Origin of the sequence: Bradyrhizobium sp. CCBAU 45394, from assembly GCF_028128655.1 — a bacterium.
GTDB classification, from domain to species: domain Bacteria; phylum Pseudomonadota; class Alphaproteobacteria; order Rhizobiales; family Xanthobacteraceae; genus Bradyrhizobium; species Bradyrhizobium diazoefficiens.
In genome coordinates, this window is record NZ_LBIX01000168.1 from 20,522 (window position 1) to 40,991 (window position 20,470).

Consider the following 20,470-nt stretch of genomic DNA (forward strand, 5'->3'; position numbering starts at 1 on the left):
TTCCCCGACCGTTGGGGCCTCTGGGATGGGCCGTGTGACCCCCGTGGTACATTAAAATAGGCCGGAGGCAACGGTCTAAATCCGGCCCCTCTGGTGTACCAGCGCAAGACCGAAACGGGCTTGGGCAACGGGCTTGGCGCGCCCCCGGGATGGGCCTACGGCTTCCCGGCCCTGGCCGCGTCCCGCAACAGGGCGTGAATGAAGTCGAGTTTGGCGACCACCGCCTGCGACAGGATGAACGGATAGAGGTCGCGCATGCCCATGGCGCGGTTGACGCTGTTCATGGCGAAGGTGAAGGGCAGCCATGCGTCGACCAGCGTCTGGACGCCACGTGCCTCGTAGGGGTTGAACCGGAGCCGCGTCGACAACTCTCCGTCACGATCGACCCGCGGCCGCACCTCCATACCGAACTCGGAGGCCATCTCCAGGGTGTCGACGATGTGGAGGTAGTGCGCCCAGGTTTCGGCGAAATCCTCCCAAGGATGCGTCGTGGCGTAGGTCGAGACATAGCTCTGCTGCCAGTCCGGCGGCGCGCCTTCGGCATAATGGCGCTGCAAGGCCTGGCCGTAATCGGCCGAATCGTCGCCGAAGACGGCGCGGCATGCGTCGAGCTTGCCACCCTCGCGGACCAGCACATCCCAGAAATAATGTCCGACCTCGTGGCGGAAATGCCCTAGCAGCGTCCGATAGGGCTCGCCCATCTCCAGCCTGCGCCGCTCGCGCTCGATGCCGTCGGTTTCGGTGAGCGCGATCGTGATGAGGCCGTTGTCATGGCCGGTCATGATCCTCTGTCCGCTGTTCGGATCGTCGGCGAGGAAGTTGAAGATCAGGCCGCGCTCGGGATTGTCCTGCCGGTTCTGGAGCGGCAGCTTCCAGCGGATCAGGGAATAGAACAGCCGGTGTTTCGCCACCTCCAGCTCGCGCCAGCCGGCGAGCTGAGCCGGATCGGAGAGATCGGGCACCATGCCGTTGTGACGGCAGGCGCGACAATATCCGTTGGTATCGCCCGGATCCGTCAGCCAGTTGCAGGCATCGTACTCGGCATTGCGGCACAGCATCCGTCCCCTGCCCTTGTCGGCCAGCGTCGTCCAGGACACCGCCTGAGCCTCGCCGTCCGGCTCGAGCGCCGACATCGTCTCCTTCTCCGGGAGGAAGGCGACGCGGTGACCGCAACGTCCGCAGGCGCGGTTCTCGAAATAGAGGACGTTGCCGCAGGACTGGCAGACAAAGAGCTTCAAGATTTAGCCTCTTCGAAAACGGAGTTTTATGAATGAGCGTTATGGCGCCTCGCAAAGACGCGTCCGCAGACGCATCGTTCCAATCTTCGGAACAAATAGCCAGCCCCGCCGTTAGCTGACCGGACTTTTCCGCGTTCAGGCTGGCCGCGGGCCTTTCCGACAATCTATCCCCTTTGAGCAATGGCTATCACGCTTTGTCTGTGTGAATATTGGTCCGGCACGTGCGCACACGCATCACAACGGCCGACGCCTTGAACGATCCTTTGCCAGAGACAATCGCCGCCGAAAGGCTGCGCCAGCACCTCGAAGATGTCGCGCGCGAGCGCGACAATGCCTATCGCGCGCTCCAGGAGCGCGAGGCCGAGCTCGCGCGCATCCAGCGCATCGGCAAGGTCGGCGGCCTCGAGGTCGACTTCCGCGAGGGCTTCAAGAACCGCCGCTCGCCGGAATATCTGATGATCCACGGCCTGCCCCCCGAAGCCGCCGACGAATCGCACGAGGACTGGGTCAACCGCATCCATCCCGATGATCGCGACGCCGCGGTGAAACACTTCTTCGATGTGCTGGCTGAGACCAGCGAGGATTATACCGCCGAATACCGCATCATCCGTCCGAGCGACGGCGAGACCCGCTGGATCCGCGTCGTCGCCAAGATCGAGCGTGACAGCAACGGGCGCGCCATCCGTCTCGTCGGCGCCCATATCGACATCACCGACCAGATGCTCGCTCGTGAGACGCTGCGCGAAAGCGAGGACCGGTTTCGGCTGATCGCCGACAGCGCGCCAGTGCCGATCTGGGTCACAAAACTCGACCGCAAGCGCTCCTTCGCCAACCAGGCCTATGTCGACTTCGTCGGCCTGCCCTACGAGGAGGCCATCGATTTCGACTGGCGCAAGGTGCTGCATCCGGACGACCTGCCGCATGTGCTCCAGCAATCCGTCCAGGGTGAAGCGTCGCTAAAACCCTTCGTGCTGGAAGCGCGTTACAAGAACGCCAGCGGCGAATGGCGCTGGCTGCGCTCCGAATCCCAGCCGCGCTGGGATCCGACCGGCAAGCATATCGGCTTCATCGGCGTCGCCCACGATATCACCGCCGCCAAACAGGCCGAGATCGAGCTGCGGCGGCTCAACGAGACGCTGGAAGAGCGCATCGTCGAGCGTACCGCCGAGCTCGAATCCAACGAGGCCCGCCTGCGCGCAATCCTGGAGACCAGCAACCAGTATCAGGGGCTGGTCAACCTCGAGGGCGAATTGCTCTACGCCAACAAGACCGCGCTCGCCGGCATTCACACCGAGGCGCGGGATGTCATCGGCCAGCCGTTCTGGGACACGCCGTGGTTCACGGAGACGCCGGGCATGAGCGACGTCGCGCGCGAGGCCTTCGAGACCGTGCTGAGGGGCGAAGCGGTGCGGATGGAGATGCGGCTGCGCCTGCCGATCGGCGAGCGCGATTTCGAGTTCGGCATGCGCCCCGTGCTCGACCGCCATGGCAACATCACGGGCGCGGTGCCGGAACTGGTCGACATCACCGAGCGCCGCCGCGGCGAAGAAGCGCTGCGGCAGTCGCAGAAGATGGAGGCGATCGGCCAGCTCACCGGCGGCGTCGCCCACGACTTCAACAACCTCCTGACCATCATCCGCTCGGCGACCGACTTCCTGCGCCGGCGCGAACTGCCGGAGGAGCGGCGCCGCCGCTATGTCGACGCCATCTCCGACACCGTCGAGCGCGCCTCGAAGCTGACCGCGCAGCTTCTGGCCTTCGCGCGACGGCAGCCGCTGAAGCCGCAGATCTTCAATGTCGGCAGCCAGGTCGAGGGCGTGGCGCAACTGGTCCGCCCGCTGGTCGGCGGCCGCATCGAGATCAGCGTCGAGGTTCAGGATACGGATTGCTTCACCGTCGCCGACGTCGCGCAGTTCGAGGCCGCTTTGATCAACCTCGCCATCAACGCCCGCGACGCCATGGACGACGAGGGCCGCCTCACCATCGCGGTGCGCAAGGTGCAGGGCATCCCGAGCCTGCGCGCGCAATCGGCGCGTGGCGGCGACTATGTCGCGATCTCGGTCGCGGATACCGGCAGCGGCATCGCGCCGGAAAACATCGACGCCATCTTCGAGCCGTTCTTCACGACCAAGGAGGTCGGCAAGGGCACCGGCCTCGGCCTCAGCCAGGCGTTCGGCTTCGCCAAGCAGTCCGAAGGCGACATCGCGGTGATGAGCACGCCTGGCAAAGGCGCGACCTTCACGATCTACCTTCCGCAGGCGCAGAGCCCGGCCGCCGACGACGAAGCCGCAGCGCGGACCAGCGAGGCCGCGACCACCGGGCGCGGCTACCGCGTGCTCGTGGTCGAGGACAATGACGACGTCGGCCAGTTCTCGACCGAGCTGCTGGAGGATCTCGGCTATGTCGTCCGCCGTGTTGCCAACGCCAGTGCGGCGCTCGCGATCCTCGGCGAGAACGAATTCGCCGTCGACCTCGTCTTCTCCGACGTCATCATGCCCGGCATGAACGGCGTCGAGCTCGCCGGCATCATCCGCGAGCGCTATCCGGGCCTGCCCGTCGTGCTCACCAGCGGCTACAGCAACGTGCTCGCCGAAAACGCTCATCGCGGCTTCGAACTGATCCAGAAACCATATTCGGTGGAATCGCTGTCGCGCATCCTGCGCAAGGCGATCACCGAAAGGCTGTCGGTGGCGCGGTGAATGTTATAGTTGCACAAAGCTCCCACAGACTCCGTCGTTGCGAGCGCAGCGAAGCAATCCAGGCTGCCTCCGCGGAAAGACGCTGGATTGCTTCGCTGCGCTCGCAATGACGGCGCTGGCGCCCCGTCCTAAAGCAACGGAACTTGACGACATGAAACCCGCCCTCCTCTCCGCCTGGCAGACCTGGGCGCTGCTGTCCGCTTGCTTCGCCGCACTGACCGCGATCTTCGCCAAGGTCGGCGTCGAGAACATCAATCCGGATCTGGCGACCTTCATCCGCACCATCGTGGTGCTGCTCGCCTTTTCGGTACTGCTGTTCTTCACCGGGCAATTCGCCGTGCCCTCGGCGATCTCGTCCAGGACCTGGCTGTTCCTGGTGCTGTCGGGGCTCGCGACCGGCGCATCCTGGCTGTGCTATTTTCGCGCGCTGAAGCTTGGCCCCGCCACGCTGGTGGCGCCGATCGACAAGCTCAGCGTCGTTCTGGTTGCTCTCTTCGCGTTCGCCTTCCTCGGCGAGCGTCCGGCAGCGCAGGGCTGGACCGGCATCGCCATGATCGGCGCCGGCGCGGTGCTGCTCGCGGTGAAGTTTTGAGGCGGAACAAAAGTGCCGTGACATCCGTTCCTGCCGGGGCGCTCTCGCCTCGATCGAGAGACCGATGTCGAGCCAAGACCCCGATCGGGCAAGGCGCGCCGGCCGTGCGCTGGATGCGGCCAACTTCTTTCTCGCCGACGTCCGCGACGGGCTTGGGCCCTATCTTGCCGTCTATCTCCTCACCGAGCAGCACTGGGACGAGGCGCGCATCGGCCTCGTGATGTCGATTGCCACAGTCGCGGGTATCGTGGCGCAGACACCGGCCGGCGCGCTGGTCGATGCGACCCGGGCGAAGCGGCTGGTGATGGTTGTCGCCGCCATCATGGTGACGCTTGCATCGCTTTCGCTGCCGTTGTTCCCCGGCTTCGTGCCGGTCGCAATCTCGCAAGGCATCGCGCAGGCCGCCGCCGTGGTCTTTCCACCGGCGATCGCCGCCGTCTCGCTCGGCATCTTCGGCCATGCCGCTTTCACCCGGCGGATCGGCCGCAACGAAACTTTCAATCATGCCGGCAACGCGGTCGCGGCGGGTCTTGCCGGCCTCTCCGCCTATTGGTTTGGCCCGACCGTGGTGTTCTACCTTCTCAGCGCCATGGCGATCGCAAGCCTTGTCAGCATCCTTGCGATCCCCGAACGGGCCATCGACCACGACCTCGCCCGCGGGCTGCACGACGCCGATACACGGAGCGAACGGCCGTCAGGCCTCGCGGTGCTCCTCACCTGTCGCCCTTTGCTCGTCTTCGCGATCTGTGTCCTGCTCTTCCATCTCTCCAACGCGGCAATGCTGCCGCTGGTCGGCCAGAAGCTCGCGCTCCAGGACAAGAACATGGGCACCAGCCTGATGTCGGCCTGCATCGTCGCAGCCCAAGTGGTGATGGTGCCGTTCGCGATGCTGGTCGGCGCCAGGGCCGACCGCTGGGGCCACAAGCGCTTCTTCCTCGCTGCGCTGCTGATACTGCCCATTCGAGGAGCGCTCTACACGCTCTCCGACAATCCGTTCTGGCTGGTCGGCGTGCAGCTTCTCGACGGCGTCGGCGCCGGCATCTTCGGGGCGATCTTCCCCGTCATTGTCGCCGACCTCATGCGCAACACCGGACGTTTCAACGTCGCGCAGGGCGCGGTCATCACCGCCCAGAGCATCGGCGCGGCGCTGTCGACGACGCTTGCGGGCCTCGTCGTGGTCGGTGCGGGCTACAGCGCGGCGTTCATCACGCTCGGCGCGGTCGCTGCGATCGGCGCGATCGTCTGCCTTGTCGCCTTGCCCGAGACGCGGCATGGAACCTTGCCGCCGCAGGGGAAGACAGCGCCGCCGACATCAGCTATCGCAGCCGAATGAGCCGACCAAACCTCAAGGACTGAACGTGCCGTCTGACGCCATCTGGGCCTGGAGCATCATCGTCGCCGCGACCGCCGGCGTCATCATCCGTCCCTTCCGCCTCCCCGAAGCGATCTGGGCCGTGATCGGCGCTGGCGCCCTCGTGCTGCTCGGCTTGCTGCCGTGGCAGGATGCGCTTCTCGGCATCGGGAAGGGCGTCGATGTCTATCTCTTCCTGATCGGCATGATGCTGATCGCCGAACTGGCGCGGCTCGAGGGCCTGTTCGACTATCTCGCCGCGCTCGCGGTGGAATATGCAGACGGATCGCCGCAGCGGCTGTTTTTGCTGATCTATCTCGTCGGCACCCTTGTCACCGTGCTGCTCTCCAACGATGCCACCGCGATCGTGCTGACACCCGCCGTCTATGCCGCGACCCGCGCGGCCGGCGCCAAGCCGCTGCCCTATCTGTTCGTCTGCGCCTTCATCGCGAATGCCGCAAGCTTCGTGCTACCGATCTCCAACCCGGCCAACCTCGTCGTGTTCGGCGCACGCATGCCGCATTTGACCGAATGGCTGCGCCTGTTCGCCCTGCCCTCGGCAGCCTCGATCCTGCTCACCTATGTCGTGCTGCGCCTGACCCAGCACCGCGCGCTGAAGGAAGAGACCATCGCGCGCAGCGTGCCGCATCCGAAGCTCAGCCGCGGCGGCAAGCTCACAGCCGTGGGCATCATCGCGATCGGAATCGTGCTGGTCACGGCCTCCGCGCTCGACAGGCAACTCGGCTTGCCGACCTTCATCTGCGGCGTGGCGACGTCCGCGATCGTGCTGCTGATCAGCCAGCAGTCACCTTTGCCTGTGCTGCGCGGCGTGTCCTGGAGCGTGCTGCCGCTGGTCGGCGGGCTCTTCGTCCTGGTGGAAGCGCTGGTGAAGACCGGCGTGATCGGGCAGCTCAGCGCGCTGCTGCACCAAGCGGTCGCGCAATCGATCCCGAAAGCTGCCTGGAGCGTCGGCATCGCGACCGCATTCGCCACCAATGTCGCCAACAATCTTCCGGTCGGCCTCGTCGCCGGCTCGGTCGCCGCTAGCGATCATTTGCCCGCGCCCGTCGTCAGCGCCATCCTGATCGGCGTCGACCTCGGCCCCAATCTGTCGGTAACAGGGTCGCTCGCCACCATCCTCTGGCTGGTCGCGCTGCGGCGGGAGAAGATCGAGGTTGGCGCCTGGCCGTTCCTCAAGCTGGGTCTGCTGGTGACGCCGCCCGCTTTGGTCGCCGCGCTGGCTGCCGCGATCAGGTAGTCGCGGCCGAACCGCCGACCAATCAAGTGCAATTGTTTGCGGTGCATCAATGCCGGCGGGGCTACCGCGGCTAGAGTTCACTTGTCGCGCAAGACATGCCGCGGCAAGGAAGGTTCATCATGCAGATTCAATCAAAGGCGCTGCCGCAGAGCTTTTCCCTGCGTCGCGAAATCCGGAGCTTCATTGCGCCCGCTGAAGGCCGAGGGGAGACATCCCATCCCCTGCTCGTCTTCTCCGTCGTGGCGCTGCTGGCCGTGTTCGCCATCGTGGAAATCGACCTGCACGCCGCCCAGCTTCAGGCGATCGGCCTGCTCAGCCATGGGACCGGGATCGATCCCGTCTTCCTGAGCCCGTAGCTGGAAAAGCCCGATCGCGGCCATAACGGCCGCGACCGGGCAGCGCATCCTCAGTCGTTCTCGTAGCCGTACACTTCCGGCAGGATGAAGATTGCGGCGAGCAATCCGATCAGCGGAAAGATCGCGACCATCAGCGTGGCATTCGCCTGCCCGATCGCAGCGAATACCGTCGGGAACAGGAAGATCGCCAGGAACGACGGCAGCTTCACGAACATGTAGGCGAAGCCGCTGGCGGTGCCGCGGTACTTCGGCTTGGCGACCATGGTCGGGATCGTCATGCAGTTCGACGCATCCCAATAATGGCCCCACAGCATCGCGGCGGCCGCGAACGGCAGCAGGATCTTGTTGTCGGTGTAAAGCGCGAAGGCCGCGACCAGCAACGAGGCCATCACGATCGAGAAGCCGGCGATTGCGATGCCGCGGTGGCCGATCTTCGGCGTCAACAGCGGCCCGACCCACCCGGACAGAGCGGCGAAGGAGAACAGCGCCATCGTCACCAGATTGATGCCGAGCACACTCGACACACCGACCATCACGAACAGCACGGGCAGGTAGAATGCAAAGGTCGAGAACTCGCTCGCCTGGGTGAAACAAGCGATCCAGCCGTAGACCGTGGCGCGCCAGCGGATCGGATCCTTCTTGAGGTCGGCGAGGAACGCACGCGTGCTGGTCTTCGGAACCACCACATCCTGGTCCGGCAGCATGTCGAGATTGTCGTTGAACATCTCGCGCGCGACCTGCTTGGCCTCGCGGTAGCGTCCCTTCTGCACCAGCCACACCGCCGTCTCCGGCACGTCATGACGCATGATCAGGATGATCAGCGCCGGCACCGCGCCAAGGCCGAGCGTCACGCGCCACAGCATCTCGTGCTGCATGTCGATCAGCAGGAAGATCACGATGACGCCGATGGTGAGCACTTCACCGACTGCGAACATGAACTGCCAGCGGTTGCCCATGACCTCGCGCTCACCCTTGGCCATGGATTCCATGATGTAGGTGTAGCCGGTCGAGATATCGGAGCCGAGCGGAATGCCGAGCAGGAAGCGAATCACGACGAGCCAACCGACGGTCGGCACGAAAGCCTGCGCCAGCGCCAGCACGATGAACAGCACCATCGTCACCAGGAACATGACGCGGCGGCCGATCTTGTCGGAGAGCCAGCCGCCGAGCAGCGCGCCGATCAACGCGCCGCCCTGCGTACCGGCGGCGGCAAGACCCAGCATCAGCGGATCTGGATTGTACTGCTCCTTGATGAAGATCAGCACGAAGGCGATCGAATAGAGATCCCAGGCCTCGACGAGGATCGAGGCCATCATCAGCCAGCCGACCTTGTTACCCTTGGGACTGTAGTTCGTGATCAGGTAGCGGACCGCGGCTTCGCTCGCGGTCGGTTGTGGCATGGCCATCGTCGACATTCTTCTTCCTTTCTCCAGAACTCTTTACGCGCCGAGCAGCGGCTCGATGCTGCAGTCGAGCAGGCGCGGGTCGATCCCCGCCTCCATGCCCGTGAACATCTCGCCCATGTAGTCGATCAGCGCATCGCTCGCCTTCACGGCGTCATCGACGCGGCGGCTGGCGACGGCTGCGAGAATGGCGAGATGATGGTCGATCGTGCCGGAAAGATCGGCCTGGCCCGGCATGAAGCGGTGGTGGATGTAGCCGATGCGGCGGTACAGCGTGTGCAGCGGCCGCAGCGTGTGCACCAGGAACGGCTCGCCGGCCGCCTCCAGCACCAGCGCATCGATGCGGCGGTCGATGTGATTGAATTCGTCGAGGGTCAGGGTGGCGCGGCGCTCGCGCAGCAGGCGCTCGATGTGCAGCGCCTGATTACGGTGCGACAGGCTGGCGCGATCGGCCGCGAGCCGGACGACAAAGCGCTCCATGTCACGGCGCAAGGCGAGCAGCATCCGCTCGCGCGCAAGATCGATCGGCGCGATGTGCAGGCCGTGGCGCGGACGGATGATGATGAGCGTGTCGGCGGACAGACGATTGACGGCGTGATGCACCGGTGTGCGACCGAAGCCGGTGATGTGCTGCAATTCCAGCATCGTCATGAATTGTCCGGGCTTGAGCTCGCAGTGGACGAGGAGCTCTTCGATCCTCTGGTAAGCCAGCTCGAAGAAGTTGAGCCGGTTGCGCCGGGAGGGCTTGCCCTCGCCGTCGTCCTCGTTTCTCACCACCTCGAGCGCGCGCTTGCGCCGTGCCATGTCGTCCTCCTGTCAGCCGCGCTCTCATTGCTGGGTGGCGCCTATTTGTGGCACCCTTAAAACATGTTGTGATATATTACAAGCAGGCGTAAGACTTCGGCGCGACCTGCAGCATGTTGCAGCGCGAAATGAGACTTCAGGCGCGAGGCGCCTGTGATGGGAGGATTGTTGCCGTGAAGATCACGTCGATCGAGACGCTGCGCACCGAGGAATTTTCCAACGTCATCTGGGTGCGCGTCCACACCGACACGGGCATGATCGGTCTCGGCGAAACCTTCTATGGCGCGGGCGCGGTCGAAGCGCAGATCCACGATACGTTTGCCGGCCGCCTGCTCGGCCGCAATCCCCTGCACATCGAAGCGATCCACCGCGACATGCTGAACCTGCCGATGGCGCAATCCTCGACCGGTGTCGAGTATCGCGCCGCTTCAGCGATCGACATCGCGCTGTGGGACCTGTTCGGCAAGGTCTGCAATCAGCCGGTACACCAGATGCTCGGCGGCCTCTGCCGCGACAAGCAGCGCATCTACAACACCTGCGCCGGCACGCAATATGTCCGCTCCACCAATATCAGCCCGGTCGCGAACTGGAATCTCGGTGCCTCCAAGGGTCCCTATGAGGACCTCGACGGCTTCATGCACCACGCCGACGCGCTCGCCGAAAGCCTTCTGGAGAACGGCATCTCCGCAATGAAGATCTGGCCGTTCGATCCGGCGGCCCAGGAGAACAAGGGGCTCTACATCACCGCTGCGCAGATGAAACGGGCGATCGAGCCGTTCGAGAAGATCCGCAAGGCGGTCGGCGACAGGATGGAGATCATGGTCGAGCTCCATTCGCTGTGGAACCTGCCGACCGCCAAGCAGATCGCGCGCGCGCTTGAGCCCTACAAGCCGACCTGGTACGAAGACCCGATCCGCATGAACTCGCCGCAGGCGCTCGCCGAATATGCGCGTTCGACCGACGTCTGGGTCTGCGCCAGCGAGACGCTGGGCTCGCGCTTCCCCTACAAGGACATGCTCGACCGCGACGCCATGCATGTGGTGATGGCGGATCTGTGCTGGACCGGCGGCCTCACCGAAGGCCGCAAGATCGCCGCGATGGCCGAGACCTATCACCGGCCTTTTGCTCCTCATGATTGCATCGGCCCGATCGGCTTCATCGCCGCCATCCACATGTCGTTCAGCCAGCCCAACACACTGATCCAGGAATCGGTGCGCGCCTTCTACAAGGGCTGGTACAACGAGCTCGTCACCACGATGCCTGTTATCAAGGACGGCTATGTCTTCCCGATGGAAGGCCCCGGCCTTGGCGTCGACCTGCTGCCTTCGGTATTCGACCGCAGCGATCTCACCGTGCGCCGCTCCAACGTTTGAGGATTTCTTGAGATGAGCACCGCCCTTTTCGACCTTTCCGGCCGCACCGCACTCGTGACCGGCTCCTCCCGCGGCCTCGGCCGCGCCATCGCCGAGGGCATGGCCAAGGCCGGCGCCAAGATCATTATCAACGGCGTCGATCCCAAGCGCGTCGAGCAGGCCGTCGCCGAATTTCGTACCGCCGGCCACCAGGCGGAAGGTGCTGCGTTCAACGTCACCGACGAGCCGGCGATCGTCGCGGCGTTCAATGACTTCGACAAGAAGGGCATCGCCGTCGATATCCTCGTCAACAATGCCGGCATCCAGCATCGCAAGCCGCTGGTCGAGTTCACCACCGACGAATGGCGCAAGGTGATCGAGACTGACCTGACCAGCGCCTTCGTGATCGGCCGCGAGGCCGGCAAGCGCATGATCCCGCGCAAGCACGGCAAGATCATCAATATCGGCTCGCTCGGCAGCGAGCTCGCACGTCCCACCATCGCGCCCTACACGGCAGCGAAGGGCGGCATCAAGAACCTGACCCGCTCGATGGCGGTGGAATGGGCCCAGCACGGCATCCAGGCCAATGCGATCGGCCCCGGCTACATGCTGACCGACATGAACGAGGCGCTGGTCAACAACACCGATTTCAACAACTGGCTGATGGGCCGCATCCCCTCCAAGCGCTGGGGCAGACCGGACGAGCTGGTCGGCGCGGCGATCTTCCTGGCGTCGGACGCCTCCACTTACGTCAACGGCCAGATCATCTATGTCGATGGCGGCATGATCGCCGCGATGTGATCGCGAAACGCTAAGGGAAAGAGACCATGCGCGCCGTCGTCATTCACGCCCCGAAAGACCTGCGGATCGACAGCTATCCCGATCCGGCACCCGGCTCGGGCGAGGTCCGCGTCAAGATCGCCAATGGCGGCATCTGCGGCTCGGACCTGCACTACTACCACCACGGCGGCTTCGGCGTCGTGCGCATCCAGCAGCCGATGGCACTGGGACATGAGATCGCCGGTGTCGTCGCCGCCGTCGGTGACGGCGTCACCAGCGTGAAGCCGGGCACGCGCGTCGCCGTCAATCCGAGCAAGCCGTGCGGCCAGTGCCTGCATTGCCAGGAGGGGATGCGCAACCAGTGCCTCGACATGCGCTTCCTCGGCAGCGCGATGCGCTTTCCCCATGTGCAGGGCGGCTTTCGCGAGTTCCTCACGATCGATGCGACGCAGGCCGTGCCGATCGCGGATAAGCTGTCGCTGGCCGAGGCCGCGGTCGCCGAGCCGCTCGCGGTTTGCCTGCATGCCGGCAAGCAGGCCGGCCCCCTCCTCGGCAAGCGCGTGCTGATCACCGGCTGCGGCCCGATCGGTGCACTGATGATCCTGGTCTCGCGTTTCGGCGGGGCGTCCGAGATCGTGGTGACCGATGTCGCCGACGCGCCGCTGGCGGTCGCCAGAAAGCTCGGCGCCACTCACGCCATCAACGTCGCGACCAATGCCACCGCGCTCGATCCCTGGCGCGCCGGCAAGGGCGTGTTCGACACGCTGTTCGAGGCCTCCGGCAACCAGGCTGCGCTCCGCACCGCGCTCGACGTGCTCAGGCCCGGCGCCACGCTGGTGCAGCTCGGCCTCGGCGGCGAGATGACGCTGCCGATCAACGCCATCGTCGCCAAGGAATTGCAGCTCCGCGGCACCTTCCGCTTCGATCCCGAGTTCGAGCTCGCGGTGCGCCTGATGGGCGAAGGCCTGATCGACGTCAAGCCGCTGATCACGGCCACCATGCCGTTCGAGAACGCGGTCGCCGCCTTCGAGCTTGCCAGCGACCGCGCGCAGTCGATGAAAGTGCAGTTGACGTTCTAGGGCTTTGCGTGGCCCTCGATCAGCCGGTCGCTGACCAGCCGTACGGCGCCGCGCTTCCAGGAATAGTCCGCGCCCATGCGCAGGCCGCTGTCGCCGCGCGCCAGCACCGCCCCGGTCCTGGCATCGCGGACCTGGAAGCCGAGCGTGTATTCGGTGCGGCTGACCCGCCGCACCACGCCGATTAGCGATTGGTCCGCGCCGAGCTTTTGCGCAATCGCGGCCTCGCAGCCGCCACAGTCCCGCAAGGCACGCGCCTTCACCGCCTCGCCGCTGATATCGACGATACGGTAGCGGCCGGACTGGCCCAGGGCCTCACGCACGCTGCCGGTGACCTCGGCCAGGTATGACGCATCCGAAGCGGCCGAGGCGCCCGCCGAAGCTGCGGTCGTGTCCTCGAGCTCGAACTCGAACACCGCCAGCGCGACCGGCGCTTGTGTGCCGAGCGCGGCGATGACCTCACGCGACACGAAGACCTCGGCGCGCTCCCAGGATTCATCATTGTCGCCGCGGAAGGTGTAGAGCTTGTCCATCACGAGCCTCTTCGCGCCGACGTCGATCACGGCGACCTTGGCCCATTGCACCAGCGTGCTCGTCTTCTGGATGCCGCCGATGACCTTGAAGGCCGCGCCGTCCTGCGCCGACGGCACTGGCCGGTAACGGCCGTCCGCACTGATGTCCCGCCTGAGCGCGGCCATGAACGCCGACAGCCGCCGCTCATGGGCGGCGGTCTGGTTGGCCGGCTCGGCCGACGTATCGGTATAGCTGAAATCGTCCATGGCAACGCCGATGGCCGCCCCGGCACCGGCTGGCGAATAGGCCGCCGGGAGGACGACAAGGAGAAAAGCAGAGCAGATCAACCGGGACAGGTGCATGAGCGGGCCTCGTGTGACGGAGCGGCGCGAAAATCTGGATGGCCGCCTCTCGCCATGCAACCGTGCCCGTCCCGGCGAACGCCGGGAAATTTTCACGACGTTGCACTGCGGTAGAGCACAGCGCTTTCCGCCGCTTGCGTTCTGCCGTTTAATGCGGTGGCGACAAACCCGTTCGCGCCAGGTGCCTGCCGATGTGGAACCGCCCGAGATTCGATCTCAAGGTCCGTCTGACGTTGCGCGTGGCCGCAATATCGGCCGCCTGCTTCGCCGCGATCTCCGCCTATTTCCTTGTAACGGCTGATCGCGAGGCGCATGCGCGCATCGACGGTATCGCCGCCATCGTGGCGAAGTCGCTGGAGCTGCAACAGGGCAAGGTCCAGTGGGTGGCGAACCCGCGCTCGGACTTCCCCAACCTTGACCCCGTATCGGCCTATGTGATGACGCCCGGCCTGTGCCTGGCATTCCGTGGCGCGAACGGCGAGATACTCCAGCGGTTCTGCAGTGGCGCGCCTACTCCGGCAAACCCGCCGCCGCAGGTCTTCGCGGCCTTCTATCGCAGCCTGTTCGACCCCGGCCGTGAGGCAGCGCGGCCAGTGATCGTGCGCGGAGCGAAGCTCGGCGAGACCGTGGTCTCGGTCGATCCGGCCGTGCAGACGGCGGAGGCATGGCACGAGGCCGGCCGCCTGATGATTGCGCTTGCGATCGCACTGCCGCTGCTCTGCGCACTGGTCTATGCGGCACTGGCGCGGGCGCTGCGCCCCACCCGCATGATCCGCACCGGCCTCGAACGAATCGCCGCCAATGACCTCACCGCGCGGCTGCCGCCGTTCGACCTCGCCGAGCTCTCCGCCATCCGCGACGTCTTCAACCATCTCGCCGAGAGCCTCGACACCGCGCTTGCCGAGCGCAGCGAGCTGACGCGAAAGCTGATCGCGCTCCAGGACGAGGAGCGCCGCCATCTCGCGCGCGAGCTGCACGACGAGTTCGGCCAGTCACTGGCCGCCATCCGCGCGCTCGCCGCATCCGCCCGCCAGACCGCCGTGCAGGACTGCCCTTCCCTGCTGTCCGAGTGCGACGGCATCGCACGGACCGCAACCGGCATGATGGAGATGCTGCGCGGCACGCTGTTCAGACTGCGTCCGCCCGATGTCGAAGAGCTCGGGCTGGTCGCCAGCCTCGAAGGCCTGGTCGCCGGCTGGAACGGTCGCAGCCGCGGCGAGACGCGGTTTGCGATCCGCTTCGACGGCGCCTTCGAGACCCTGCCGGCCGCGATCAGCGCCAGCCTCTATCGCATCGTGCAGGAGGCTCTCACCAACGCCGCCAAGCATGCCGGCGCAACCAAGGTGAGTCTGGAACTGACGATGCGTGCCGACGAGATCGCGCTTGCGATCGACGACGACGGACGGTCGAGCGATCCCGCCGCGAAATCCGGAATGGGCCTGCTCGGCATGCGCGAGCGCGTCGCGGCCCTGCGTGGCAAATTGAGCTTCGAGGCCGGACCGCATGGCGGCACTGCGCTGCGCGTCACCATCCCTGTCGCGGCCGATCGGCCGGTGCTGGAGCGGGCGGCATGAGCGCGGGCGATGCGACCATCCTGTTGGTCGACGACCATTCCGTCGTCCGCGAAGGCTATCGCTCGGTGCTCCAGAAGCAGCCGGGCCTGCGCGTCGTCGCCGAAGCCGCCGACGGCGCGGAGGCCTACCGTCTCTTCAAATCCGTGGCGCCCGACCTCGTCATCATGGATCTGAGCATGCCCGGCATCGGCGGCATCGAGGCTGTCAGGCGGATCAGGCAGTGGGACAAGGGCGCGAGAATCCTCGTCTTCACAATGCACCAGAATGCGGGCTTTGCCGTGCAGGCGATCCGCGCCGGCGCGAGGGGCTATGTCACCAAGACCAGTCCGCCCGAAACGCTGGTGCGCGCGGTGATGGACGTGCTCGCGGGCCGGATCGCCATCAGCCCCGACATCGACCACGAACTCGCACTGAGCCGCATCAGCGGCGAGAGCTCGGCTGCCGACGTCCTCACGCCGCGCGAGTTCGAGGTGCTGCGGCTGCTGCTGGCCGAGGAGTCGACGGAGGAGATCGCCGAGACGCTCCACGTCAGCCCGAAGACGGTGGCAAACCTGCATTCGCTGATCAAGGACAAGCTCGGCGTCGACTCCGACATCGAGCTGGTCCGCCTGGCGCTGCGTCAGGGACTGTTGACCCAGGTCGATCTCGGCAAGGCCTGATCGCCGCTTGCGCTCTCCCGCCTGGCGGCGGATCATTCGCGCGCGACCACCGCGTCCAGCCATGCGCAGTTCAGCGGCGGCACACGCGGGTCGGCGACGCGCACGCCACGGGCCGCGGCGTCCAGCCTCATGTCGCGCAGGCGCTTGCGCTGCTCCTCCGGCATGTTGAGCCGCTCGTGGCCCCATAGCGACGGGCCGTCAAAGGTCTCGTGCGGCTGCCAGGTCTCGGGATCGATGACGCGGCCGCCCCAGCCATATTCGATGAAGAAGCCCGAGGGCGTATTCACGTAGAACGAGGTCATGTGGTCGTTGGTGTGCCGCCCCAGCGTATAGGCAATACGGCCGTCATCCAGCTGCGCGAGGTCGTAGCCCTGCCCGACATCGTCGAGGCTGCCGAGCTCGACCATGAAATGATGCAGCGCCTTCCGTCCGGAGCCTACCATCGCAAAGCTGTGGTGGCGGCCGTTGACGTGGAAGAAATAGAGCCCATAGGGCTTGAGCCCGAAATCGGAGACGTGGAAGCCGAGCACGTCGCGGTAGAACGGCAACAGCGGCTCGACGTCCTCGACGTTCAGCACCACGTGCCCCATGCCGAGCGCGCCGGTGCGAAAGCCCGAGATCGGCCGCCCCGGCTTGAACGGCTCGGTTGCAAGCTCCGGCTTGCAGAAGGCCTCAAGCCGGTTGCCGGTGGGATCGGCGAACGTGATCAGCTCGGCCACATGGCGTTCGTCGGCGAGCGCGCGCGAGCCGCGCGTCACCTTCACGCTGTGGCTTTCCAGCCGCCCGGCTAACTGATCGAGCTCGGCGGTTGAGGGAACTTCCCATCCCATCACCGCCAGCCCGGCATCGCTGCTGCCGTCGACGATCAGCCGCTGTTTGCGATCGTCCATGCGGAAGGCGCGCATCTTGCCGCCGCGATCGACCTGCTGCATGCCGAGCAGCCGGGTTGCCATTTGGCCCCACTGATCGAGCTGGGATGAATTGATCCGGACATAGCCGAGCGCGGTGATTTCCATCGACGTCCTCCCGAGGGCATCGCACCCGCCGCACTGCGGCGAACTTGATACCGGCCGCGCACGCTCCTACGGTGGCGTCCGCAATCGCTTCTCGTTTGCGATGACGATAGTCGCGGAGCGAAACGGCACAAGGGAGGAAATGCGAAGTGTCCAAGGAGCGGACGCGGACCGGAGCGCCGCGGCAGTCGGAGGGCGTCCGCGCCTTCAAGCGTGGGCTGGACGTGCTGCACGAGATCAACCGGTCCGGCGGCATCCGCGCGGGCGACGTCGCCCGCGCACTCGACCTGCCTCGCCCGACCGTCTATCGCCTGCTCGAGACGTTGGAGGAACTTGGCTATGTCGCCCGCAGCGCCAGCGACGACCGCTTTCGCGTGACCCGGCGCGCGCTCAGTCTCGGCGACGGCTACGATCCCGGCGTGGTGATCTGCCAGGCGGCGGCGCCTTATCTCGCCGAGCTCAGCAAGAACCTCGTCTGGCCGGTCGATCTCTCGACTTACGAGAACGCCGCGATGGTGGTGCAGGAAACCACGCACTCCCGCAGCCCGCTCTCGATCGACCGCGGCATGATCGGCAAGCGCCTGCCGATGTTGCGGACGTCCGCGGGCCGCGCTTATCTCGCCGCTTGTCCTGCGCGCGAGCGCAACCTGATCGTCAATCATCTGCGACGCATCGACGAGGCCGACGATCGCCCCTTCCTCGACGAAGGCCGCCTCGACCGCATGATCGCCGAGACGCAAGCCCGCGGCTACGCCATCCGCAGCGAGGGCGAGTACAATCCCAAGACGGCCTCGATCGCGGTCCCCATCGTGCGCAACGGCGCCGTGTTCGGCTGCATCTCCATCATCTGGATCCGCTCGGCCCTCGGAATTGAAGAAGCGGTGGCGCAATTTGCAGGACAGCTTCAGGAAACGGCATCGGCCATCCCGGTCGAGGTCTAGCGGCGTCCGTCCGCTGGGCGGACACTTGGCGCGACGGCATTGATGCTGCGGCGCGGCTTGGGGAAGAGATAGCCCCATGCAACATAAGTCCACCCCCGAAGAGTTTGATGTCGTGATCGTCGGCCGCGGCCCGGTTGGCGCCACGTTGGCCAATCTGCTCGGACTGTGCGGCGTGCGGACGCTGGTACTGGAGCGCGAGGCGCGGACCTATCACCTGCCGCGCGCGGTGCATTTCGACGACGAATGCATGCGCGTGTTCCAGACCATCGGCCTCGCCGACGCGATCCTGCCGCATGTCATCCTCAGCCCCGGGATGCTCTTTCTCGACGCCGGCGGCCGGATGCTGCTGGACTGGTCGCGCCCGCAGACGCTCACGCCGATGGGATGGAATCTCAGCTATCGCTTCCACCAGCCCGATCTGGAGGACGTGCTGATCCATGGCCTTGCGCGCTGGCCGCATGTCACCCTGCGCAACCGCTGCGACGTGTTCGCGCTGGATCAGGACGAGACCGGCGTGCGCGTCCGCTACGAGGACCTTTCCAATGGGACGCTTGGTGAAGTCCGTGCCGGCTATGTGGTCGGCTGCGACGGTGCCCGCTCTCTGGTGCGCCGCTTCATCGGCTCCGGCATGGACGATCTCGGCTTTCACGAGCGCTGGCTGGTGATCGACGTGCTGCTCAAGCGCGACCGCGATGACCTCGGCGACTACAGCATCCAGCACTGCGACCCCCGGCGGCCGGCGACCTATGTGCGCGGCGCCGGCACCCGGCGGCGCTGGGAGATCACGGTGTTGCCGGACGAGGATTCGCAAGATGTGGCGCAGCCGGCCAAGGTCTGGGAGCTGCTGTCGCGCTGGATCACGCCCGACGACGCCGAGATCGAGCGCGCCGCTGTCTATACTTTTCATTCCGTGATCGCGCAGCAATGGCGGGGCGGACGGCTGCTGCTCGCGGGCGACTCCGGACACCAGACCCCACCCTTCCTCGGACAGGGCATGTGCGCCGGCATCCGCGATGCCGCCAACCTTGCCTGGAAACTCGGCGCGATCATCCGCGACGCCGCCGCGCCTGATCTGCTGGAGACCTATCAGAGCGAGCGCCAGCCGCATGTGCGGGAGTTCATCGAGCTCGCCATTCGCCTTGGCGGCATCATCAACACCAAGGCGATCGAGGCCGGCCTTGCCGCCGGCGAAGCGCGCGACAACGCGCCCGTGAAACTCGAGGTGAAAAAGCCCCTGCTCGGCCCCGGGCTCGCGCTCGGCGGCCTGCCGCTGGCCGGGCATCTCGCACCGCAGTTCGAGCTGAACGACGGTCGCCGCAGCGATGACCGGACCGGCTACAGCCATGTGCTGCTTGTCGAGAGCGCGGCCGCGCTGCCATCGCGTCTTGTCTCGTCGCCGGCCGGGATCGCAATCCTGACCGGCGACGAAGCCCAGGGCGTCGGGCACTGGCTGCGTGAGCACGGCATCATCGCCGCGCTGGTCCGTCCCGACCGCTATGTGCGTGGCACGGCCCGCAACGATTCCGAGTTCGAACGACTCGTCGCCGCCGTTACTCCCCCAACCCGCGTGCCGTCCGCGGCCTGACCGAACCCGCTTTCCAAGGACACTCTCATGAAGCTGCTCTCTTTCATCGTCGACAGCCGCGCCTCTTTCGGGGCCGTCAAGGACAACGGCGTCGTCGATCTCGGCGCGCGCATGGCAGGCTGCACGACACTGCGGCAGCTGCTCGAAGCCGGTCGCGTCGCCGAGGCGGCAAAGCTCGTCGCGTCCGCCCCGCCCGATCATGCCCTCGACAAGGTCAGCTTCGCGCCCGTTATCCCCGATCCCGGCAAGATCATCTGCGTCGGCCTGAACTATCGCGACCATGTCGCTGAAACCGGACGTATCGTAACCGAGAAGCCCGCACTCTTCGTTCGCTTTCCCTGCAGCCAGGTCGGCCATCTCCAGCCGATCGTGAAGCCGAAAGTCAGCGACGATTTCGACTATGAGGGCGAGCTTGCGCTCGTCATCGGCAAGGAAGGCCGGCACATCCCCGCGAACCGCGCGCTCGACCACATCGCCGGCTATTCCTGCTACAACGAAGGCAGCGTCCGCGACTGGCAGCGCCACACCAGCCAGTTCCTCTCCGGCAAGACCTTCGCCGAAAGCGGCAGCTTCGGCCCATGGCTGGTGACGGCGGACGAAATTCCCGATCCGTCAAAGCTGACCTTGCAGACCCGGCTCAACGGCACGGTGGTGCAGGACACCACCACCGATCTCCTGATCACCGCCATCCCCGGGCTGATCGCCTACATCTCCACGATCTGCCCGCTGGTCCCCGGCGACGTCATCGTCACCGGCACGCCCGGCGGCGTCGGCGCAAAGCGCACGCCGCCGTTGTGGATGCGCCCCGGCGACACCGTCGAGGTCGAGATCTCCGGCATCGGAACCTTGCGCAACAAGGTCATCGCCGAACCGGAGTGACCGCCAACGTCGCTCAATCAAAACGACAACAAAAT

General features: G+C 65.8%; 18 protein-coding genes. 13 read left to right on the plus strand and 5 right to left on the minus strand.

Features of this window, described 5'->3' with window-relative positions:
- Positions 1-155: 155 nt before the first annotated feature.
- The gene (locus WN73_RS25080; RefSeq protein WP_271555291.1) at positions 156-1,238 is read right to left on the minus strand and encodes a zinc-binding metallopeptidase family protein; all 1,083 of its coding nucleotides are present in this window, start codon (positions 1,236-1,238) and stop codon (positions 156-158) included.
- A gap of 221 nt (positions 1,239-1,459) precedes the next feature.
- Here WN73_RS25080 and WN73_RS25085 point away from each other — a divergent pair, with 221 nt between their 5' ends.
- From WN73_RS25085 to WN73_RS25105, 5 genes are all read left to right on the plus strand, one after another.
- Positions 1,460-3,937 carry a hybrid sensor histidine kinase/response regulator gene (locus tag WN73_RS25085; RefSeq protein ID WP_271555292.1) on the plus strand — a complete coding sequence of 826 codons (2,478 nt, stop codon included), beginning with the start codon at positions 1,460-1,462 and terminating at the stop codon, positions 3,935-3,937.
- 151 nt (positions 3,938-4,088) lie between these two features.
- Positions 4,089-4,529, plus strand: coding sequence for an EamA family transporter (locus WN73_RS25090; RefSeq protein WP_271555293.1), 441 nt, complete (start codon positions 4,089-4,091; stop codon positions 4,527-4,529).
- A 64-nt stretch (positions 4,530-4,593) separates the two neighbouring features.
- A complete protein-coding gene (locus WN73_RS25095; RefSeq protein WP_271555294.1) occupies positions 4,594-5,862 on the plus strand; it encodes an MFS transporter in 1,269 nt (422 codons plus the stop codon).
- A gap of 25 nt (positions 5,863-5,887) precedes the next feature.
- The gene (locus WN73_RS25100) at positions 5,888-7,138 is read left to right on the plus strand and encodes an arsenic transporter (RefSeq protein ID WP_038967094.1); all 1,251 of its coding nucleotides are present in this window, start codon (positions 5,888-5,890) and stop codon (positions 7,136-7,138) included.
- A gap of 119 nt (positions 7,139-7,257) precedes the next feature.
- Positions 7,258-7,494 carry a hypothetical protein gene (locus tag WN73_RS25105; RefSeq protein WP_271555295.1) on the plus strand — a complete coding sequence of 79 codons (237 nt, stop codon included), beginning with the start codon at positions 7,258-7,260 and terminating at the stop codon, positions 7,492-7,494.
- Between the two features lie 50 nt (positions 7,495-7,544).
- Here the strand turns inward: WN73_RS25105 and WN73_RS25110 are convergent, their stop codons facing one another.
- A complete protein-coding gene (locus WN73_RS25110; protein ID WP_011088030.1) occupies positions 7,545-8,909 on the minus strand; it encodes an MFS transporter in 1,365 nt (454 codons plus the stop codon).
- A 24-nt stretch (positions 8,910-8,933) separates the two neighbouring features.
- Complete coding sequence (locus WN73_RS25115) at positions 8,934-9,701, minus strand: GntR family transcriptional regulator (RefSeq protein ID WP_011088031.1); 768 nt, start codon at positions 9,699-9,701, stop codon at positions 8,934-8,936.
- A gap of 173 nt (positions 9,702-9,874) precedes the next feature.
- Here WN73_RS25115 and WN73_RS25120 point away from each other — a divergent pair, with 173 nt between their 5' ends.
- From WN73_RS25120 to WN73_RS25130, 3 genes are read left to right on the plus strand one after another with little or no spacing between them, the layout of a single operon-like run.
- Positions 9,875-11,074: a mandelate racemase/muconate lactonizing enzyme family protein gene (locus tag WN73_RS25120; RefSeq protein WP_271555296.1), complete on the plus strand. Its 1,200-nt coding sequence runs from the start codon at positions 9,875-9,877 to the stop codon at positions 11,072-11,074.
- 12 nt (positions 11,075-11,086) lie between these two features.
- Complete coding sequence (locus WN73_RS25125; RefSeq protein ID WP_271555297.1) at positions 11,087-11,854, plus strand: SDR family oxidoreductase; 768 nt, start codon at positions 11,087-11,089, stop codon at positions 11,852-11,854.
- 26 nt (positions 11,855-11,880) lie between these two features.
- Positions 11,881-12,912: an L-idonate 5-dehydrogenase gene (locus WN73_RS25130; RefSeq protein WP_271555298.1), complete on the plus strand. Its 1,032-nt coding sequence runs from the start codon at positions 11,881-11,883 to the stop codon at positions 12,910-12,912.
- Here WN73_RS25130 and WN73_RS25135 read toward each other — a convergent pair.
- Positions 12,909-13,784, minus strand: coding sequence for a DUF3280 domain-containing protein (locus WN73_RS25135; protein WP_271555299.1), 876 nt, complete (start codon positions 13,782-13,784; stop codon positions 12,909-12,911). The genes WN73_RS25130 and WN73_RS25135 overlap by 4 nt on opposite strands.
- Positions 13,785-13,975: 191 nt before the next feature.
- Between WN73_RS25135 and WN73_RS25140 the strand changes: the two genes are divergently transcribed.
- Together WN73_RS25140 and WN73_RS25145 are read left to right on the plus strand one after the other, a co-directional pair.
- Positions 13,976-15,358, plus strand: coding sequence for a sensor histidine kinase (locus WN73_RS25140; RefSeq protein ID WP_011088036.1), 1,383 nt, complete (start codon positions 13,976-13,978; stop codon positions 15,356-15,358).
- Positions 15,355-16,017: a response regulator gene (locus WN73_RS25145; RefSeq protein WP_011088037.1), complete on the plus strand. Its 663-nt coding sequence runs from the start codon at positions 15,355-15,357 to the stop codon at positions 16,015-16,017. The genes WN73_RS25140 and WN73_RS25145 overlap by 4 nt, the downstream gene beginning before the upstream one ends.
- Before the next feature lie 32 nt (positions 16,018-16,049).
- On the opposite strand, the gene WN73_RS25150 is transcribed toward WN73_RS25145, so the two are convergent.
- On the minus strand, positions 16,050-17,033 hold the full coding sequence (locus WN73_RS25150) for a VOC family protein (RefSeq protein ID WP_271555300.1): 984 nt from the start codon (positions 17,031-17,033) through the stop codon (positions 16,050-16,052).
- Positions 17,034-17,179: 146 nt separating this feature from the next.
- On the opposite strand from WN73_RS25150, the gene WN73_RS25155 reads away from it, so the two are divergent.
- The 3 genes from WN73_RS25155 to WN73_RS25165 all read left to right on the plus strand — a co-directional run bounded on the left by WN73_RS25155 (position 17,180) and on the right by WN73_RS25165 (position 20,435).
- Positions 17,180-17,971 carry a DNA-binding transcriptional regulator gene (locus tag WN73_RS25155; protein WP_271555301.1) on the plus strand — a complete coding sequence of 264 codons (792 nt, stop codon included), beginning with the start codon at positions 17,180-17,182 and terminating at the stop codon, positions 17,969-17,971.
- A gap of 76 nt (positions 17,972-18,047) precedes the next feature.
- Positions 18,048-19,556 carry a bifunctional 3-(3-hydroxy-phenyl)propionate/3-hydroxycinnamic acid hydroxylase MhpA gene (gene mhpA, locus WN73_RS25160; RefSeq protein ID WP_271555302.1) on the plus strand — a complete coding sequence of 503 codons (1,509 nt, stop codon included), beginning with the start codon at positions 18,048-18,050 and terminating at the stop codon, positions 19,554-19,556.
- Positions 19,557-19,583: 27 nt separating this feature from the next.
- Positions 19,584-20,435: a fumarylacetoacetate hydrolase family protein gene (locus WN73_RS25165; RefSeq protein ID WP_271555303.1), complete on the plus strand. Its 852-nt coding sequence runs from the start codon at positions 19,584-19,586 to the stop codon at positions 20,433-20,435.
- Positions 20,436-20,470 lie beyond the last annotated feature (35 nt).

What these genes read in the sequence shown, in the direction of transcription:
- WN73_RS25090 (WP_271555293.1), top strand. Translation starts at nt 4,089, where the DNA reads ATGAAACCCGCCCTCCTCTCCGCCTGGCAGACCTGGGCGCTGCTGTCC.
- WN73_RS25095 (WP_271555294.1), top strand. Translation starts at nt 4,594, where the DNA reads ATGTCGAGCCAAGACCCCGATCGGGCAAGGCGCGCCGGCCGTGCGCTG.
- WN73_RS25105 (WP_271555295.1), top strand. Translation starts at nt 7,258, where the DNA reads ATGCAGATTCAATCAAAGGCGCTGCCGCAGAGCTTTTCCCTGCGTCGC.
- WN73_RS25110 (WP_011088030.1), bottom strand. Translation starts at nt 8,909, where the DNA reads ATGTCGACGATGGCCATGCCACAACCGACCGCGAGCGAAGCCGCGGTC.
- WN73_RS25115 (WP_011088031.1), bottom strand. Translation starts at nt 9,701, where the DNA reads ATGGCACGGCGCAAGCGCGCGCTCGAGGTGGTGAGAAACGAGGACGAC.
- WN73_RS25125 (WP_271555297.1), top strand. Translation starts at nt 11,087, where the DNA reads ATGAGCACCGCCCTTTTCGACCTTTCCGGCCGCACCGCACTCGTGACC.
- WN73_RS25130 (WP_271555298.1), top strand. Translation starts at nt 11,881, where the DNA reads ATGCGCGCCGTCGTCATTCACGCCCCGAAAGACCTGCGGATCGACAGC.
- WN73_RS25135 (WP_271555299.1), bottom strand. Translation starts at nt 13,784, where the DNA reads ATGCACCTGTCCCGGTTGATCTGCTCTGCTTTTCTCCTTGTCGTCCTC.
- WN73_RS25140 (WP_011088036.1), top strand. Translation starts at nt 13,976, where the DNA reads ATGTGGAACCGCCCGAGATTCGATCTCAAGGTCCGTCTGACGTTGCGC.
- WN73_RS25145 (WP_011088037.1), top strand. Translation starts at nt 15,355, where the DNA reads ATGAGCGCGGGCGATGCGACCATCCTGTTGGTCGACGACCATTCCGTC.
- WN73_RS25150 (WP_271555300.1), bottom strand. Translation starts at nt 17,033, where the DNA reads ATGGAAATCACCGCGCTCGGCTATGTCCGGATCAATTCATCCCAGCTC.
- mhpA (WP_271555302.1), top strand. Translation starts at nt 18,048, where the DNA reads ATGCAACATAAGTCCACCCCCGAAGAGTTTGATGTCGTGATCGTCGGC.
- WN73_RS25165 (WP_271555303.1), top strand. Translation starts at nt 19,584, where the DNA reads ATGAAGCTGCTCTCTTTCATCGTCGACAGCCGCGCCTCTTTCGGGGCC.